This is a genomic window from Olegusella massiliensis (genome assembly GCF_900078545.1).
Classification (GTDB): domain Bacteria; phylum Actinomycetota; class Coriobacteriia; order Coriobacteriales; family Atopobiaceae; genus Olegusella; species Olegusella massiliensis.
Genome location: NZ_FLLS01000002.1, coordinates 734,941 through 751,746 on the forward strand (window position 1 = coordinate 734,941; position 16,806 = coordinate 751,746).

At 48.4% G+C, this 16,806-nt stretch carries 14 protein-coding genes and 1 tRNA gene; 5 read left to right on the top strand and 10 right to left on the bottom strand.

The window, feature by feature from the left end; translation table 11 throughout:
* Positions 1-107: 107 nt before the first annotated feature.
* Complete coding sequence (gene tatA / locus BN4314_RS03540) at positions 108-308, bottom strand: twin-arginine translocase TatA/TatE family subunit (protein ID WP_021734732.1); 201 nt, start codon at positions 306-308, stop codon at positions 108-110.
* Between the two features lie 104 nt (positions 309-412).
* Between tatA and BN4314_RS03545 the strand changes: the two genes are divergently transcribed.
* Positions 413-1,375 carry a spermidine synthase gene (locus tag BN4314_RS03545; protein WP_021734619.1) on the top strand — a complete coding sequence of 321 codons (963 nt, stop codon included), beginning with the start codon at positions 413-415 and terminating at the stop codon, positions 1,373-1,375.
* Positions 1,376-1,836: 461 nt separating this feature from the next.
* A complete protein-coding gene (locus tag BN4314_RS03550; RefSeq protein WP_021734455.1) occupies positions 1,837-3,054 on the top strand; it encodes a hypothetical protein in 1,218 nt (405 codons plus the stop codon).
* A gap of 326 nt (positions 3,055-3,380) precedes the next feature.
* On the opposite strand, the gene BN4314_RS03555 is transcribed toward BN4314_RS03550, so the two are convergent.
* Positions 3,381-4,571 (bottom strand): DUF389 domain-containing protein, encoded by a 1,191-nt coding sequence (locus tag BN4314_RS03555; protein WP_021734757.1) that lies wholly within the window; start codon positions 4,569-4,571, stop codon positions 3,381-3,383.
* Between the two features lie 239 nt (positions 4,572-4,810).
* Between BN4314_RS03555 and BN4314_RS03560 the strand changes: the two genes are divergently transcribed.
* Positions 4,811-5,542: an N-acetylmuramoyl-L-alanine amidase gene (locus tag BN4314_RS03560; RefSeq protein ID WP_051333049.1), complete on the top strand. Its 732-nt coding sequence runs from the start codon at positions 4,811-4,813 to the stop codon at positions 5,540-5,542.
* Between the two features lie 62 nt (positions 5,543-5,604).
* On the opposite strand, the gene BN4314_RS03565 is transcribed toward BN4314_RS03560, so the two are convergent.
* Both BN4314_RS03565 and BN4314_RS03570 read right to left on the bottom strand, forming a co-directional pair.
* On the bottom strand, positions 5,605-6,660 hold the full coding sequence (locus tag BN4314_RS03565; RefSeq protein WP_068539821.1) for a zinc ribbon domain-containing protein: 1,056 nt from the start codon (positions 6,658-6,660) through the stop codon (positions 5,605-5,607).
* A 120-nt stretch (positions 6,661-6,780) separates the two neighbouring features.
* A complete protein-coding gene (locus BN4314_RS03570; protein WP_148424855.1) occupies positions 6,781-7,383 on the bottom strand; it encodes a class I SAM-dependent methyltransferase in 603 nt (200 codons plus the stop codon).
* Between the two features lie 359 nt (positions 7,384-7,742).
* On the opposite strand from BN4314_RS03570, the gene BN4314_RS03575 reads away from it, so the two are divergent.
* A complete protein-coding gene (locus tag BN4314_RS03575; RefSeq protein ID WP_068539823.1) occupies positions 7,743-9,599 on the top strand; it encodes an elongator complex protein 3 in 1,857 nt (618 codons plus the stop codon).
* A 52-nt stretch (positions 9,600-9,651) separates the two neighbouring features.
* Here BN4314_RS03575 and BN4314_RS03580 read toward each other — a convergent pair whose 3' ends face one another.
* The 6 genes from BN4314_RS03580 to BN4314_RS03605 form a co-directional block, all read right to left on the bottom strand.
* Entirely contained in the window at positions 9,652-11,274 is a 1,623-nt protein-coding gene (locus BN4314_RS03580) for an amino acid ABC transporter ATP-binding/permease protein (protein ID WP_232309712.1), read from the bottom strand.
* Between the two features lie 32 nt (positions 11,275-11,306).
* Positions 11,307-13,043, bottom strand: coding sequence for an ABC transporter ATP-binding protein/permease (locus tag BN4314_RS03585; RefSeq protein WP_021734498.1), 1,737 nt, complete (start codon positions 13,041-13,043; stop codon positions 11,307-11,309).
* A 123-nt stretch (positions 13,044-13,166) separates the two neighbouring features.
* Positions 13,167-13,889: a GntR family transcriptional regulator gene (locus BN4314_RS03590; RefSeq protein WP_021734661.1), complete on the bottom strand. Its 723-nt coding sequence runs from the start codon at positions 13,887-13,889 to the stop codon at positions 13,167-13,169.
* 218 nt (positions 13,890-14,107) lie between these two features.
* Positions 14,108-14,184, bottom strand: a tRNA-Pro gene (locus BN4314_RS03595).
* A 17-nt stretch (positions 14,185-14,201) separates the two neighbouring features.
* Entirely contained in the window at positions 14,202-15,104 is a 903-nt protein-coding gene (locus BN4314_RS03600) for a 4-(cytidine 5'-diphospho)-2-C-methyl-D-erythritol kinase (protein WP_021734564.1), read from the bottom strand.
* A 2-nt stretch (positions 15,105-15,106) separates the two neighbouring features.
* Positions 15,107-15,403: a Veg family protein gene (locus tag BN4314_RS03605; protein WP_035097674.1), complete on the bottom strand. Its 297-nt coding sequence runs from the start codon at positions 15,401-15,403 to the stop codon at positions 15,107-15,109.
* Positions 15,404-15,612: 209 nt separating this feature from the next.
* On the opposite strand from BN4314_RS03605, the gene BN4314_RS03610 reads away from it, so the two are divergent.
* The gene (locus tag BN4314_RS03610) at positions 15,613-16,713 is read left to right on the top strand and encodes a M24 family metallopeptidase (protein WP_068539826.1); all 1,101 of its coding nucleotides are present in this window, start codon (positions 15,613-15,615) and stop codon (positions 16,711-16,713) included.
* The last annotated feature ends 93 nt before the right edge of the window (positions 16,714-16,806 follow it).

The following is a 16,806-nucleotide window of genomic DNA, read 5'->3' on the forward strand; positions in this document are numbered from 1 at the left end:
AGTTGATATTGTATGATTGCCACGAGAATCAAGCTCAACAGAGCAAAACGCAGCCGCCCGGCCTTGCTCAAGCAGTTGCATCTACACGACGAATAATCGCCGATAGCTTACTCGGTATCTTTGATATCCTTGTCATCGGTCTTTTCGGCATCAGCCTCAGAGCTTTCACCCTCATCCATGCCCTCACGGACATTTTTGACGGTCTTGCCTAGTGCAGAACCAAGCTTCGGAAGATTCTTGGGCCCAAAGATGACCAATGCAATGATGAGAATCACGAGTAGCTCGGGAACGCCCATACCAAGTATCATGTTTAACCTCCGTGGGTGCGACCATCGCGTTTGCGATGTGTTTGCAAGCGTGTAGTATACCGCATATCTTTATATACTCACAATTTCTCTGGGGGTGAATTTGCATGCCGACGCTGCTTTTGGTACTGATTGTGGCTGTGAGTGCGTTAGATATATTCATCCTGTGCCTACCATGGTTACTGAGAAAACGTGGGGTGTGGTTGTGGTGGCACACCAAATTTGGTCCAGCGCTGGTATTTGATTCACAAGATGATGATGGAACAACCGTGCGCCTGCTAAATGTTCGGGGGAAATACCAATCGGTAGCCTATGTAGATCCTGATCTACGCTGGGAGCTCGCTTGTATTTATCACAAGTATTTTGCTGAAATTGTCGATATTGTGGGTCTAACGGGAAACTCCCACACCACTAAATCTATAGATCAGGCGGGAAAAACTACAGATCCTCAGCCTCTTTTAGACGCCAAGGATTGCTCTTCTTCCTGTCTCAGGCATGTGCCTCCCTCAGATTGCTTACGCCAGGCTTCTTCAGAGTTCAAACCAGCTGCTGTAGTTATTGGTGGTGGCGGATACTCTTTTCCTAAATGGTTGGTCGCACATTGCCCCTGTTTGCATACGGTAGTTGTAGAAATTGACCCAGCAATTACCAAGATTGCGCGGAAACATTTTTTTCTTAATGAGCTTCTTGAGGAATTTCCCGATAACGTCCCTGAACTCATTTGTGATGATGGCTGGGCATGGCTGCGAAACTGTCATCGAAGTTTTGACTTAATCGTTAACGACGCCTTTAGCGGAAAACATCCGCTCGGTCCTCTCGGAACGGCTGAAGGCGCACGATTGATACATCAGCATTTGACAAGTCAAGGCGTCTACCTCGCTAACGTTATTGCACCGCTGGAAGGCAAGGGATCTAGACATTTGCAGGATACATGTCACACCTTTTGTGCTGAATTCAAATATGTGTGGCTCATTCCAGAGGACGAGGAAGATCCAAACATCATTGCTAACAATTGCCTCATCGCCAGCAACCACCCTTGGCCCATCTCCCATCGTTACCTCCTGTCTTAGCTAACCCTGTTCTATCTAACAGTTTCAACCCTATCATCTCAATCAGCTTCGGTTCTACCGTCTAGATCCTCTTTTATCTCACTTACTAAGCCACATTCCTGAGTTTTAATGACCCCTATTCGCTCTGACGTGCGATATGCGCCATTTATTGACAAAATAGATTAGAAATTTATGCCTCATTTTCTGTAACACTGCTCTTACCTGCTATTTTGTAAAAGTGTACAGGCACGTCAAAACCCGAGAAAACACCTGCTTTGTATTTTGGTCAATCTACCTGCAAAAACATCACTTACTTAAAACTAGACAATGGCGCATATCGTCATTTAGAGCGAATGAGGGTCTATTTTTGTTCTCTTCGCATACAAGAAGCACCGTTCAGTGAAATTGTTAGGTTTGATTTTTGGCTTGGGTGGGTATGGTCTGCATATAAACTTTCAGTTTGAACACAAAGAGGTTATCTATTGCAGCCGCCACAGCAGCCGCATATTGTTCTCTCGCACACAAGCGCCTTGTGGTACCACCGCCTTGCTGCTGCAGGAATATTTTCTCCGCCTTTTTCGTGCAATTACAAGACTCTTGAATCGGCAAAGGATTGTTTGTCCAAGGTACCTCATTTAGACAAATCTTGGTTCCACATTTCAACAACAGATCTTGCTGCTCGGTCTATCTATATCCAGGAAGATGTCGAAAATTTTTTGTTGGAGCATCCTCACGAAGACCCATGGGCAGCACTGGCAGCTTCTTCCCTACTACCTCATAATTTTCAGCCACTAAAGAACATAGAGCTCCTTTGCAATTCATCGGCTCATCGCCATTGGCGCAATAATGTGGCCGTCCACCGCCACTCTACAGCGCTCCCTAAGGGATCGGTTTTGCGAGCTGGAGTTGGTTTGTACGTAGCGTCCCCAGAGTTTACGATTTTCCAGATGGCGCGCTATCTCAAGGATGTGCATTTATTAGCAGCACTTATTACCGAATTTTCCGGGTCTTACGTCTTGTTACCTCAAGGGCTATTGTGCTGTTCGCGCTATACAGCTGAAGGGAAGACGCCAATACAAAGTGGCCGTTTGATTGGAGATGGCTATGTTGAATGTGCGCCTCTCATCTCAGTAGATAATCTCAAACATCTTCTAAACAAATATCCAGAGCTACCTGGAAGTACACTTGTTGAAAAAGCCCTTAAAGCCAGTGGTAATGGCAGTGAATCTCCTTTTGAAACTGCAGTGAGCGTTGAGTTGCAGCTCATTCGAAGTCGTGGTGGTGCAGGTGCAGGCTCGGCACGATTAAATAAAAAAATACCTTTTAATGAGATAGAACAACAAATGGCAAATGGCCGCAGTCATGCTCGCGCAGATATCTTGTTTGTTCGTCCCGATGGTAAACGAATAGACGTTGAGCCTGGAGGAGTATTCGGACACTCAGGCAAAAAGGCGATGGACTTAGATAGACGTCGGCGTCATGCGCTTGAACATGCAGGCGTAGAAGTTATTGACATCACATGGGATGAATATGCCAACAGAGATGTGTGGGAAACCATTTGTCGACGAATAACGAATCACCTTGGAAAACGTTTTCATGTGCCATCATTATCGATACAAAATAAACAACAACTGGTTCATGATGATTTCTGTAATTGGAATTGCATGCGAATATTCCCACCAGATGCATGGCGAAGATAGCACCTAGCTTAAACTCTGATTCAAATGGGCTGACCACAGGTTGACTGAAACCCCTATTCGCTCTGACGTGCGATGTGCGCCATTTAGCAGCCATTTTTATTTAATATTTGATACAGATTCTCCACGGTATAGTCATCTACCAGCGGTTTTATATACCTCTTAAGGCACGTCAAAACCCGAGAAAACACTTGCTTTGTATTTCAGCCAATCTACCTGCAAAAACATCACGTGCTTAAAATTAGGTAATGGCGCACACCGTCATTTAGAACGAATAGGGGTGGCCGACTGGGCCGGCCACCCCTATTTTGTGAAAAAGGGATTGGGAATTATTTTGTGGCTGAGCTTTCTGCTGTTGCTGAGGGAACTGAGACTGCATCATGAGGTTTTGCGGCATCGGTATCTGCAGGCTCATCGCTAACCGTTGCGTTCTCCCCGTCTTTTGCCTCAACCTCAAATCGCAATTCATCGAGTTGCTTGATATGCACGCGCAGCAAGCCTCTTATCTCAGATTTCTTCAAATTATCCAACTCTTCTTTTGTCTTGAGCGTCGCCACCAAACGCTGAGAGAGCGCATCCGATTTGCTGTCATATGCATTAACCGCACCGACCCTATATGAGACAAAACCTGGACAAATAGCTTCCAGTTCCTGCGTAGTCTGCCTTACCTCATAACTATCTTGCACAATAAACGCTTCACCCGAGTTCTGCGCCATCGTCTCATTGACCGCATGAACCGTCAGAAGCACGCAGGGGATGAGAAAAACTAGCGTTCCAATCGCTACACGCCGACGCAACACTATTGACCTGTGCATTGCTGCTTTGTTCTCTGCAGTACTCACCACTCCGTCCCCATCTAAATCTCGTTTGAGGGGAGTTTTCAACAACATTATTACCACCTGGGCTGACACCGCAATAAATAATGCGTTCAGCAAAAACTCATAAAAGGCACCGGCGAATAGCGTGAACTTTGCCATCGCAATACCATAACCAGAAGCACATAAAGGTGGCATCAGCGCAGTCGCTACTGCCACACCCGAAAGCAATGTACTCGGCTCTTGATCGCGCGAAATTCCAAGTCCACCCGCAAAACCTCCCGCCAAAGCAATCAGCACATCCCAAATATTGGGATGTGAATTAGTCAACAGCTCAGAGGTCTCATTTGAGATAGGAGAAAGTACAAAGTACAAAGTCGACGTAACGAGGCAAATAATCACCTGCACCACAAAGCCAACCAATACCTCACGCAACATGCGCAAATCGGCAGTCGCCACTGCATACGCAAAACCCATAACTGAGCCCATCAGCGGACAGATGAGCATGGCGCCAATAACGGCTTCGGTGGAATCCATATTAAGACCCACCGACGATATCAGCATTGCCACGATGAGCAAGCATAGATGGGGCCCATCAATTCGCGCTCCAGCCTGCACGCGGCGACGAATCACCTGGTAACTAGCTCGCCCATCGCGCACATTTACAAATTCCCGGAGAAGCCGCGTGAGATTTGTCGCAACCACGCCGCCCCCTTTCGTTGATTTTAAAATCGAACAGTCATGCAACAGCCATGTTCAATTGTAGGCATAGTCAAGGAGGTCTAATATCTTTGATGAGTTGGTAACGCAGAGAACTCGCAGAGCGCAAACCCGCAACTGAAAGTATGCCCATGCTCTTTATAAGACGAAACTCTTGGTTTTACCTGGTTCTTATGTGCCTTTTGAGTATCTCAATTGCCAGTATTCTCACCGGATGTGGCACCATGAATAAAACGCGCGATGGCTCAGGGGTTACAAGCGCTAGACCCCAAGCACAGAGCTCCGCAGCACATGGCTCCGTAGCACAGGGCTCCGCAGCACATGCCGCCTCTTCCCCTGCCACTCCGAGCGCCAAAGAGCTCCGTGCAAAGCTCAACATTAGCGAAGACTTCCGCAGCGCGTTTGACCACGGCCCAAAGCCTATCTCCAGCCAACTCTATATCGTGATGCACGACACTGAAACTAACGCTGATGCAGCTGGAGTCGTGAACTCTTGGGAGGCCAGCGGAAAGCTCGTTGCAGCACATTTTGTTGTCAACAAGGACGGCTCTATCATCCAATGCATCCCGCTTGACCGTATTGCACATCATGCGGGTTTTGGCGACACGGGGCACAACGACTATTTTGGCACCACAGACGAAAGTCGCGATGACAAAGCGGGGACCGAGCCCATTGGTTCTTGGGCTTCAGACTATGGTATGAATTCGTATTCAATTGGCATTGAAATGGTGCACGCCAGCACCTATGGCGAAGAATATCCAGAAGCCCAACTTGCGGCTGTTGACCAGCTCATTGCCTATATCGATGCATATTTTGCTGAAGAAGGTCAGACAACACCAAGCAAAATTATCGATCACAAGGCATGGCGGTCGGGCAATTCAGACACCTCATCCGAGTTTGCGACATACCTCAACAATCTCCAGGCAACTCGTACTCACGATGGAGGCACGCGCTAGGGTCGCACTAGATTCACGCAGGCCAATGCAGGTATATGTTAAATCCTAACCCACGTTTTTATTTACCTTTTTGTCGGTTGCGCCTTGGGATACAGCGCGTTGAACTCCTCAAAGTACTTATTTTTGTTAGTTGAGTCATACACTGACTTGAGTATCTCTTTAATTTCATCGTCGTGATCTTTGGAATTGGCACCATAGGAATTCACCTTTGACCACGCGCGGTTGATAACATGAATACGCTGGTACAAATCCTCCGCAAGCGTAGTCATATTCTTATAGTCATCGCTATAGGGCGAGTCGCTCGGCACAGTCATTGCCGCTATATCGTTTTTCAGCTGGAGTAAATCCGACTCAATGGTGGCGGCAGAATTTGCAAGCTCATTACGCGTGTTCATGTCAGACTTGAGATAGTTTTCGTTAAAATCACTCGAGCAATTCCTCACCGCATCATCATATCCACCGATGCTTATATAGATTTCGCTCAGTTTCTTGTAGCAATCCAAAGCGGGCGCCGAAGGCTCGTCGTTGCTTGTATCAGGTTTTATTTCAGACGTCTCAGTTTTTGCATCCTTGGTATCTGTCTTTGGCGCAGCAGGGGCAGCTTTTTCTGAGGGAGGCTGTACCATATTCTCATCGGACTTTTCGCTGGGCCAAAATATAATCGCCACCACAGCGCAGGTAGCAAGCACAAGCACAGCTATGGCCACCGCAGCAATAATTGTGCTTCGGTCACGACGCGGAGACGCAGCTTGGCGGGCAGCCACGGCAGAAACAGGAGCATTAGCTGCCGCAGGTATATATTCGGTCGGCGCATTATCCGCCACCAAAAAAGCTTCATTCATGCTTGTGTTATCTACAAAAAGACCTGAATCATCTAAATCATCCGTCACTTCTTGAGCGGCAAAAGCTTCGCCATTATCCTCAAGTATTTGCTTGGTTTCGTCGCTAGACAAAGGTTGCGTAAGGTCATTGGATGCGGCAGGGCTGGATGCAGAATTGGCGGTATTTTCCGGATTTGCCGTATCCCAAGCATCAAAATCAACAGCTACCCGCACGCCACAGCTAGGACAGAAAATTGCCTCTTTATCAAGCAGAGCGCCACAGTTTGTGCAATACATCATGCCCTCCTCACCTACCACTGGTCTATCCCAGCTTATCGCAATGTAAAACTCATAGCCTATACAAGACTGAGGAGCAGTACTACAAACGTAATTACGCTATTCAACCCTGCCTAAATCTTACGAGAGTTTCTTCTTTCGAAATACCAAGTACCTATTGAGATCTCCGGTACGTCCGTCAGCTGAAAAGCACTCCTGTAGTTCTGCTAAATCAGAAGAAGCATCCACAAGTGCGTCAATTTCTACCGCATCAAAATGATGACAATAGCGCCAGACATCAGAACGCTCCTGCCATCCCAACAAAAAATCGTTAGGTTCTAAATCACTCTGCGTTATGCCTAGTTTATCTAACGCCTCGGCAGTAGTTTCTTGAGCACGACTAGCAAGCTTAGGGTTATTCATAAACTGCCAAAATGAGAGAGCGCAGGTGCCACCTGGGCGCGTAGCTCCAAGCAACTCTCGAATCAGAGTAACTCGAGCGGCATGGGTAGGCACGTGGTGCATAAACCCAAAACAAAGCGACAAATCAACGGCTGGAAAATTTGAATCCCGCAAACCAGACGTATGCTTGTTTATGAGCTCTTCAACAATATCTATTTGTGCAAATTGAACATCCCAAGGAAGCGAAAACGCGCTATGACGTGCAAGGGACACACAGTTATCAACTGCATAGTATGCAACGGAGACATGAGCTTGCGCCGCATCATTACTTTTTGCAGACACACAAGAGGTCTTTAACGTGTGCGCGAGAAAATCCCCAAAACGCAAATTGCCACATGCCACATCCAACACAGATAGCATCGGTGAATCGCAAAAAGATATACCAGCAAGCTCGGTAACTCTTTTCCACCCCTGCCACGGTGCCTGGCGCGTTTGTGAAAATGAAGCAGCTTGAGCCTGGTAAAACTCTGTATTTATGCGGTTCAGCCGTCGCGCAATTTCGATATTCACTGTCACATCCCCGCCCCCAAGTAGAACTAAACTTCCAAACCCACCGTACGATACATGCTAGCGCGAAATTCGCGTTTATCTTGCCTTGCCTATAATTGCATCCTAAACAGACTGAAGTACGGGAGAGACGCATGGAAGAACTCTTGCTGGATATACTTGAACACCTACGCGCGCTGCCAGCAGAGCGCACGGACGATGCGTTAACGCGGTCTGAATTAGATGCTCTTTGGCGCAAACATAACCGCGGAGTGCACAACAACGAAAAACATCTCTCAAAGCGCTTCATCTTGCCTTTTTATCAAAAAATAAAGCAAGAGAATCCTGAGCGCTGGGCGTACTGGAATATTGACAGCGCACTTGAAAAGCGCCTTATTCGTACCATCCAGATGAAGCCTCATCGCACGGGGTCAGGGGTTGCAACCATCACTGTTATTACGCGCCCTCAAACTTGCTCGAGTAATTGCTTATACTGCCCCTGCGACCTACGCATGCCCAAAAGCTATCTTGCCAACGAGCCTGCCTGCCAACGCGCAGAGCATAACTTTTTTGACCCTTATCTGCAGGTTGCCGCTCGTCTACGCGCATTATCGCAAATGGGACATTCCATCGATAAAATCGAGCTCATTGTGCTCGGCGGGACCTGGAGTGACTATCCGCGCGCTTATCAAACTTGGTTTATTCGCGAGCTGTTTCGTGCCCTCAACGATTGGCCTATCGCCAAAGAAACCTTGCGTCAACGCTATGACCACTACCGTAAGTTAGGTCTTGCAAATAGTCCTGCTCAGCTCAGCAAATTTGTAGAGACACAGCAAGTTTTGGTTAATCAAGGCAAGAAAAGTTTTAATGACGCATTCCGTGATTTATATCAAAAAAGTGAGGCTCACCAAAGCGCTTCAAAGTACATGAGCGCACAGATGAATGAGCTTTTTGCCGAGCAGCTACGCAATGAACGGGCACAGCATCGTGTGGTAGGACTTGTTATCGAAACACGTCCTGATACCGTTACCCCGCAAAATCTCACGCTTTTTCGCCAAATGGGCTGCACGAAAATTCAGATGGGCATACAGAGCACCCGACAAGCCATACTGGACGCCAATCAGCGCTATACCAGCTTGGAACAGATTCACCGGGCCTTTAACCTTATTAGGCTTTTTGGTTTCAAAATTCATGCGCATCTGATGGTGAATTTGTTGGGTTCCACGCCAGAATCAGACAAACAGGACTTTCTCGCATTTGCAAATACTCCCACTTTTTTGCCTGACGAAATCAAGCTTTACCCCTGTGCGCTGGTAGAGGGAACACAGCTGGTAGAGCATTTCAAGGACGGTTCGTGGCGTCCATATAGTCGAGACGAGCTTGTTGATGTGCTTGTAAGTGATGTCCTTGCAACACCGCCCTACATTCGCATTTCTCGCATGATTCGTGACATTAGTGCAGATGACATTCTTGTAGGAAATAAGCATACCAACCTACGCCAGATGGTGGAAAACGAGATCCGAAATGCGGGTAGGGCGGGTCTTGTACAAGAGATTCGTTTTAGAGAAATTTCCCTCGACAAGATTAACTTGGCTGAACTCGTGCTGGATGATTTTACCTATGAAACCACCGTTACAAACGAGCACTTTTTACAGTGGGTTACCCCCGAAGGTCGAATTGCAGGTTTTTGCCGTTTGTCTCTTCCTAAGTGGAAACTCCTTTGTGATGGAAATGTCGATGCCCGAGCAGATGAGCTACCTGTCGCACCAGGACAAGCAATGATTCGTGAAGTACACGTCTATGGTCAAGCAGTACGCCTTGGTCAAGCGGATGTTGCTACTCAGCACAAAGGCTTGGGCCGTCAGCTGGTTGAATGCGCATGCGATATTGCCCGCAGCGCAGGGTATGACAGTATCAACGTCATTAGCTCAGTAGGCACCCGCGCCTACTACCGGCGTCTCGGTTTTGAGGATGCAGGGCTCTATCAGCGCCGAAAACTCATAGCAGATTAAAAAAGCATGCTGCGACATTACCTGTGCAATTAGCCTTAAGACATATCACACATCAGGACATCCGGCCATTCTCAACAGAGTAGATATCATCGGCAATCCGCAGGGTGGATGCCCGATGAGAAACGAGCGCTATCGCCTTGCCATCAGACGACTCCTTGAGTGCCTTGAGAACAACTGCTTCATTCAGGCTGTCTAAATTGCTCGTCGGCTCATCAAGAAGAACAAACGGCGCATCATGCAAAAATACCCGTGCAAGCCCAATCCGTTGCCGTTCCCCACCCGACAAGGTACTTCCCAGCTCACCGACCAGTGTGTCATATCCTTCAGGCAACGTCATGATGAACTCATCAAGTGAGGCCTTTCGGCACGCCTCCCGAACCTCTTCGTCCGTTGCGTCAAGCCGTGCGATACGGACATTGTTCATAATCGAGTCATGGAATAGATCCGTATCTTGTGTCATGTAACTCTCCATGGCACGCAAATCCTTGGTATTTATCCTGTTGATGTACTTACCCGAAACGCTTACTGCGCCACCATCTGCTTCCCAAAACCGCATCAGCAATTTGAGTAGCGTGGACTTGCCACTTCCGCTCTTACCGATAATCCCTACGATCTTACCTGGCTCGAAACGCATCGATATGTCCTTAAGTACCTGCGTTCCACCATACGAGAAGGACAGCTTGTCGCAGCGCGCTTCGGTAAACGATGTGGATTCCTCTCCCACAACGTCTACAGTCTCTGGAACCTCATCGAGAATATCCAACACCCTGCTGCCAGCTGCAATCGTACTCTGAAGGGTTGTCCCCAAACCAGCCAATGCTGCAACAGGTCCATAGGAGGAAAGCAGGGCGAGGACAGAAATGACAACACCAGAGAAATCTAAAGCACCTGTGTCATATAGATAAAGAGAACTGATAAGCATGAGCACGTCAAAGATCAAAATTACCGTATAAGAAATAGCCGTATTGCAACCAGTAATCTTACTCAACGTTCCTTGAACTGCTTCCAGTTCATCACTCATCACATCCATCTGCGCTCGGCGTCGTTTACCCTCACCAAATTGAATTGTCTCATCAAGGCCACGGATGCTCTCGAGCACAAACGATGACAGCTCACCAGATTGATGGCGGATGTCATCACAGATAGCGCCACTGATCTTGGAGACAACAGCGGGCACCAGCACTCCAACCGCTAGAAACGCAACAAGTGCCAGTAGTCCCAGCAAAGGATTGAAGCTACCAATGAATAGGCACATTACGGTCTCAGTCAGAATAGCAATACATATCGGCGAGATGGTGTGTGCATAGAAAACCTCTAGGAGCTCCACGTCAGAGGTAATAAGTGAAACAAGGTTACCTTTATCCCTACCCTCAAGTTTTGCTGGACACAGCCTCCTTAATGCCTGAAACACTTTGTCTCGTATGATCGCAAGTAGTGTAAAGGCAATGTAGTGATTCATCTTTTGCTCGATATAACGCAAAACGGCACGAAAAAGCGCCAGTAAGGGCAGAAGCACGAATATCGTGCCAAGGGGAAAGGGTGTTTTGTAACCAAGTGCGGCAAGTAGCGCATAGCCACCAAGCACTGATATAAATTGCACCGCTAAGAACGCAAATGTTCCTGCAATTACGGCGAGGCACATATGACCCGTCAGTGGTCTTACCAGGCCAAGCATCTGTAGGAGAACCCCAACTTTGCTTCTCTTTTTCATTGTGTGGCCTCCAATCCATAGGATTCGAGTTCTAGTTGGGTACGCCAGAGATGTTCATAGACATCGCATGTCTTTATAAGCTTTTCATGAATACCCGAGCCGACAAGATTGCCACCGTCCAGTACGTAAATACAGTCAGCATGTTTGATATTTGCAAGTCGATGAGAAATCATGATGATGGTCTTGGTGTTCCGCATCGCAAAGACGCGTGACAAAACCACCTGCTCGCTTTCGATGTCAATGCTGCTAGTTGCCTCATCAAGTACCAAAACTGGCGCGTCATGCAATATTGCTCGCGCAAGAGCAAGTCTTTGGCGCTGTCCACCGGAAAGGTTCTTTGCTTCCTCAAGAATGAGTGTGTCCAAGCCCTGCTCACCTAAAAGAAATTCCTTGAGTTCGCATTCCTCGAGCACTTGCCACAATTCTGCGTCGGTTGCGGTACGTTTGGCCACAAGAAGATTCTCTCGAACACTACCCTTGAACAACCTGCTGCTATGGCTAATGTACGTTAGGGTGCTCATAAGTGACGGGGTCACCACGTCAGTCACAACTGTGCCCCCAATCGTCACGCTTCCTGTTTGAGGCACTGCTCGCCCCATCAACAGCGCCGCAAGCGTCGACTTTCCGGAGCCGCTCTCACCCACAATGCCGATAAAGCTGTTCTCAGGTGCGCGTAGACTAACCCCATGAAGAACTTCTCGCTCTGTGTTGTAGGAGAAATGTACCTTGTCAAAGACGACGGTATAGTCTTCACCGATTGTCTTTTCCGCCTGCTCGGGCTCGGACAGATCCAGGAAATGAAAGATCTTGTCGCTTGCAGCAAGTCCATTCATCGCCACATGAAAGTAGCTGCCCAACCTGCGCATGGGAAGAAAAAAGTCCGCGGAGAGCAGAATCATAAAGAGGCAGCTTGCCAATCCAATGCTGCCAGCCACGAATGCACGACAGACGACGAGTATTCCAAGTGCAGCACCACCATACGCAAAGAAATCCATGATGATAATGGAGTTCAGCTGCATACTGAGCACTTTCATCGTTACAAAACGAAAGTGTTCGGACTCCTTGTTCATCTCCTGATTTTTACACTCGTCAGCTTGATAGACTTTGAGCGTAGTCATGCCCTGTAAGTTCTCAAGGAAGGTGTTGCCAAGCTGCGTATACTGTCCCCAGTACTTGGCAAGAAGCTTTTTTGCCAGCCTCTGCACCATCACGATGGCTCCAGGAATCAGCGGTACGCACACAAGAAGGACTGTCGCCGCATACCAACTTCCTGCAAAACCAAACAGAAAGAACAGTGTGATTGGTGCGAGAAAGGCATAAAAGAACTGCGGCATGTACCGACCAAAATAGCTCTCCAGCTGGTCAACACCCTCTACGGACTCTTGGACTATCTCTGCAGTGCTCACCTGTTCTGCATAGCGACTGCCCAGCCTCAACAGCTTGTCATAGATAAGGTCACGCAATCTGCGCTTAACTGTCTTTGACGCACGCCAACTTGCCTCTTCGGCAAGCTTGTCTGTAAAGAAACGCACGACAACGGTCACGGTGATAAGTGCAAGGACTCTGGGCAGCGCCGCCATCCCCCACTCGTGTGCGTAAAAGCGCTCAATCGTAACCGCAAAAACAGCAATCATTGCAGCATTGCAAACCAAGGTCACCCACTGAAGCAGTACGTTAGCTACGATGTGTTTTCGACTCTCAGGACAGAGCTCAATCAATCTCTTATCGAACATGCATACCTTTTCCTATGCCAGCTTCAGTAGTTTTCTATACTGGCCTTACTATTAGCACCCACACTAAAAGCGACATCAACATTACAATAGCCAAAATTGCAGCAGCGCATGATACAAATTGCTTTAGACAGGAAGTGAATCAGAATCTATCGTCTGATATTCAGAAAAATTACCTGGGAAGCGTGAAATTACGTACTCAAAAGGTCGCCCATCGTCAAGGTAGCCAACCTGCTCAACTTCAAGAAGGGGTTCGTTTTCCTTCATTCTTAAAATCTCACGCTCTTCCTCAGTGGGCATCACGGCGCGCAATGTTTTATGGAAACTATCAGGCGTCACTTCATAATTGTCAGCAATCCAAGGACGTATGCTAGTCTCCGCCGAAGTCAAACGTATATCACGGAAAATCTCTACCGGATAGTATAAGTACTGCACATCAAGCGGCGAGCCCTGATACAAATGTGAGCGAGAAATATAGAAAGTAAAAGAGTATTCATGTAAGCCAAGCTCGCGAACGATGGTTGAATTAGGCTTGAGTACAGTAAACTCATGCACCTGACATTGAGGTTTCCCAGAGAGACCTTGGCCTAAATCGCGCGAAAGCGAAACCGTATTGAGGGGCTTCTCAAATACGGGTGTAGCAACTTTTTTAACGTAGACACCACTCCCACGCTTACGTGAAACAAGACCTCGCTTCTCAAGCTCATCAGTTGCCTGCTCAATCGTCGTGCGACTAACATGGTATTTCTTAGTCAATTCAACAACCGTAGGGAGCTGATCGAATGGACGAAGCTCTCCACGTTTTATTGATTCTTCAATTTCTTTGACGATTGTGTGGTATTTGGCCACAGGGCAACGCTCCTATCCAACCTCTACAGCTCGTTCATTATATATGAGCGTGGGTTCTGAGTGTTGCCCAGAACCCACACACTTTGCCTTTTCACTATCTAGGAAAAACTTTTACCCAAGCGTCTTTACAATACTAGGTACGCATTTTGCTTGATGCCTAGAAATACCTCCTAGACAACAAAAAAGTCATCGCACAAAGCGATGACCTAAAGTATCCATGGTCGGGTTGACTGGATTTGAACCAGCGACCTCTCGGTCCCGAACCGAGCGCTCTACCAAGCTGAGCCACAACCCGTTTGGCGAAAAGGTATTTTAGCAGACTTCTACCTTGCGCGGGGCAGCAAAGCTGGTCTCATAGGACCACCACCCTCGTTTTTCCGCATCAGCAGCAATTTGCTGTGCCGCCTCATGTGTCCTACAAGGCGCAAAAATACAACTCCCCGACCCTGTCACCAACGCCGTTATAACGCCTTCCTGCGCCAACAGCCACTCTTTTGCCAACGCATCTTCTGGTAAAAGCCGACGCGCCACCGGGTCCAAATTGTTGGCAAGTAGAGCCAACACGCGATTCACATCCCCTGCCCGCAGTGCCATGAGCATACCCTCGAGATCCCCGCGCGCTGGTGGGTCGCGGTCAAAATCCGCATAGGCCTCAACTGTAGACACACCATCTTTAGGCTTCACTAATACCACGGGTTGCGCTGGCAAATCCGCATAGCTCTCTTGCAGCACATCACCTGCACCAGCTAAATACGACGGCTGTGGATTCAAGAAAAACGGTACGTCTGCACCAATACGCCGCGCCACAGACACCACCCGCGGATCATCTACCGCAACACCCCAAAGTGCACAGAGTGCTCGCAGAGTGCCTCCCGCATCAGACGATGATCCACCCAGACCAGCTCGCATAGGAATTTCTCGCCAAACATGGACATCTACCAGCGGCTCCACACCAAGCGCTTCAGCCAGCAAAAGCACTGCTTTTCCAACATTACTTCGCTCGGCAGGCACGCCTACGCCAGGCTCTACAGTCACCGACAAAGTATCTGCCTGACGCACAAACACCTCGTCATACAAAGCAAGCGCCGCCATTACCGAATCCGCGCGGTGATAGCGACGCTCATCTAACTCAGTATGCACACCCAAATGTAAGTTGACCTTGGCGGGCGTAAACACCCTCACGCAACTCTCGCTCGTGCGCGCCAAGTCATCCATAGCTACTCTTCCTCAGGAAACATGTACTCCAAAAAACGCTCGCCAGAAATTGGATCATACAACTCGACCGTTCCTGTTAACACATCAACATACTGATATGACTGGCGAGCAGTACGACCACGGCGCTCTTCAACTTCAATCACAAAAAGTGAAGGGTGCACGTGTAGCAAGATGCCCGTACGCTCAATAATGCGCGAACGGCCCATGTTGGCACGCACGCGCAGACGTTGCCCCTGCAATGTAGCAAGAGCTTCTTTGATATGATCGACCCTGTTTGCAGAAGGGACCTCGTTATCCACCATGCTCCTCCATCAACGAAGACAGACGCCTTCGCATACTTTTAGCTATATACATGCGAATCTATATTTTACCGCGCTTTTAACATGTTCACGAAAAAGATGGACCGTAGACTACTTTTTTTCTACGTCACCACATGAGCTATCCACACCAACCAACATCATCGCCGCGCTATACTCAGCCCGACAGATTTTTATACGAAAGGACAACTATGAATACGCTGCACGCAAAACGCATCGCCGCAGTCAAGCAGAACCTCGCTGCGATGAAGCTTTCCCAAGCACTCATTTGTGACCCACTTTCCATCTGGTATCTCACGGGTTACTATACCGAGCCTTTCGAACGCTTCTTGGCTCTCTATCTGGGCACAGGCGAGCAGAACCAACGTCCTGATACGCTTTTTTGCAACGTACTCTTTCCCGATGCAAGCTCATACTTTGATCACGTTGTAACTTTCTCGGATACCGACAATCCCATCCCTTTAGTTGCTGATACATGCGATTCCACCCAGACGCTCGGTATAGACAAAATACTCACCGCTCGCTGGCTGTTACCACTCATCGATACTCAAGCAGCCGCTGGTTTTTGCCTTGCATCTGAAGCCATCGATGCTGCGCGTTCCCTTAAGGATGCCTCCGAGCAGGATCTCATGCGCGAAGCATCTCGTGTCAACGATGAGGCAATGTCGTGGTTAGCGGCACAGGTGCGCCCCGGTGTCACCGAGCGCCAAATTGCCGATGGTCTACTTAAAGAATATCGACGTCTCGGAGCTGAGGACCACTCGTTTACACCCATCGTGAGCTTCGGTGCAAATGCTGCAGATCCTCACCATGAGCCAGACGATACGTTTTTTCAGACTGGCGATATGGTACTTTTTGATGTGGGATGCAAGCGCAATTGCTACTGCTCAGATATGACACGTGTCTTTTTTACTGCCACGCCCAGCGAGCGCCAATTGCTGATATACAACACTGTGCGCCGCGCAAACGAGGCGGCAGCGGCCGTTGTCAAACCTGGCGTCACCTTTGCCGAAATTGACCTCACAGCACGTAAGGTTATCGAAGACGCTGGCTTTGGCCCCTATTTCACGCATCGTCTGGGCCATCAGATTGGCCTACAGGATCACGAGCCGGGAGACGTTTCTGCATCTCACCACGAGCCAGTCCAAGTGGGCCAATGCTTCTCTATCGAGCCAGGCATTTATATTCCAGGCGAGATTGGTGTTCGCATAGAGGATTTGGTCATTGTCACTGAGGCTGGTTGCGAAGTTATCAACCACTATCCACATGACGTGCAGGTGCTTGCAGTCTAGTTAAGCGCTTCTTTTTTTAAGCACCACAAGCGGATTTTCCAGCGTATCGAACCTGCCTTCTTCGCATTGTTTGCGCAAAGACCCGAAGCGACG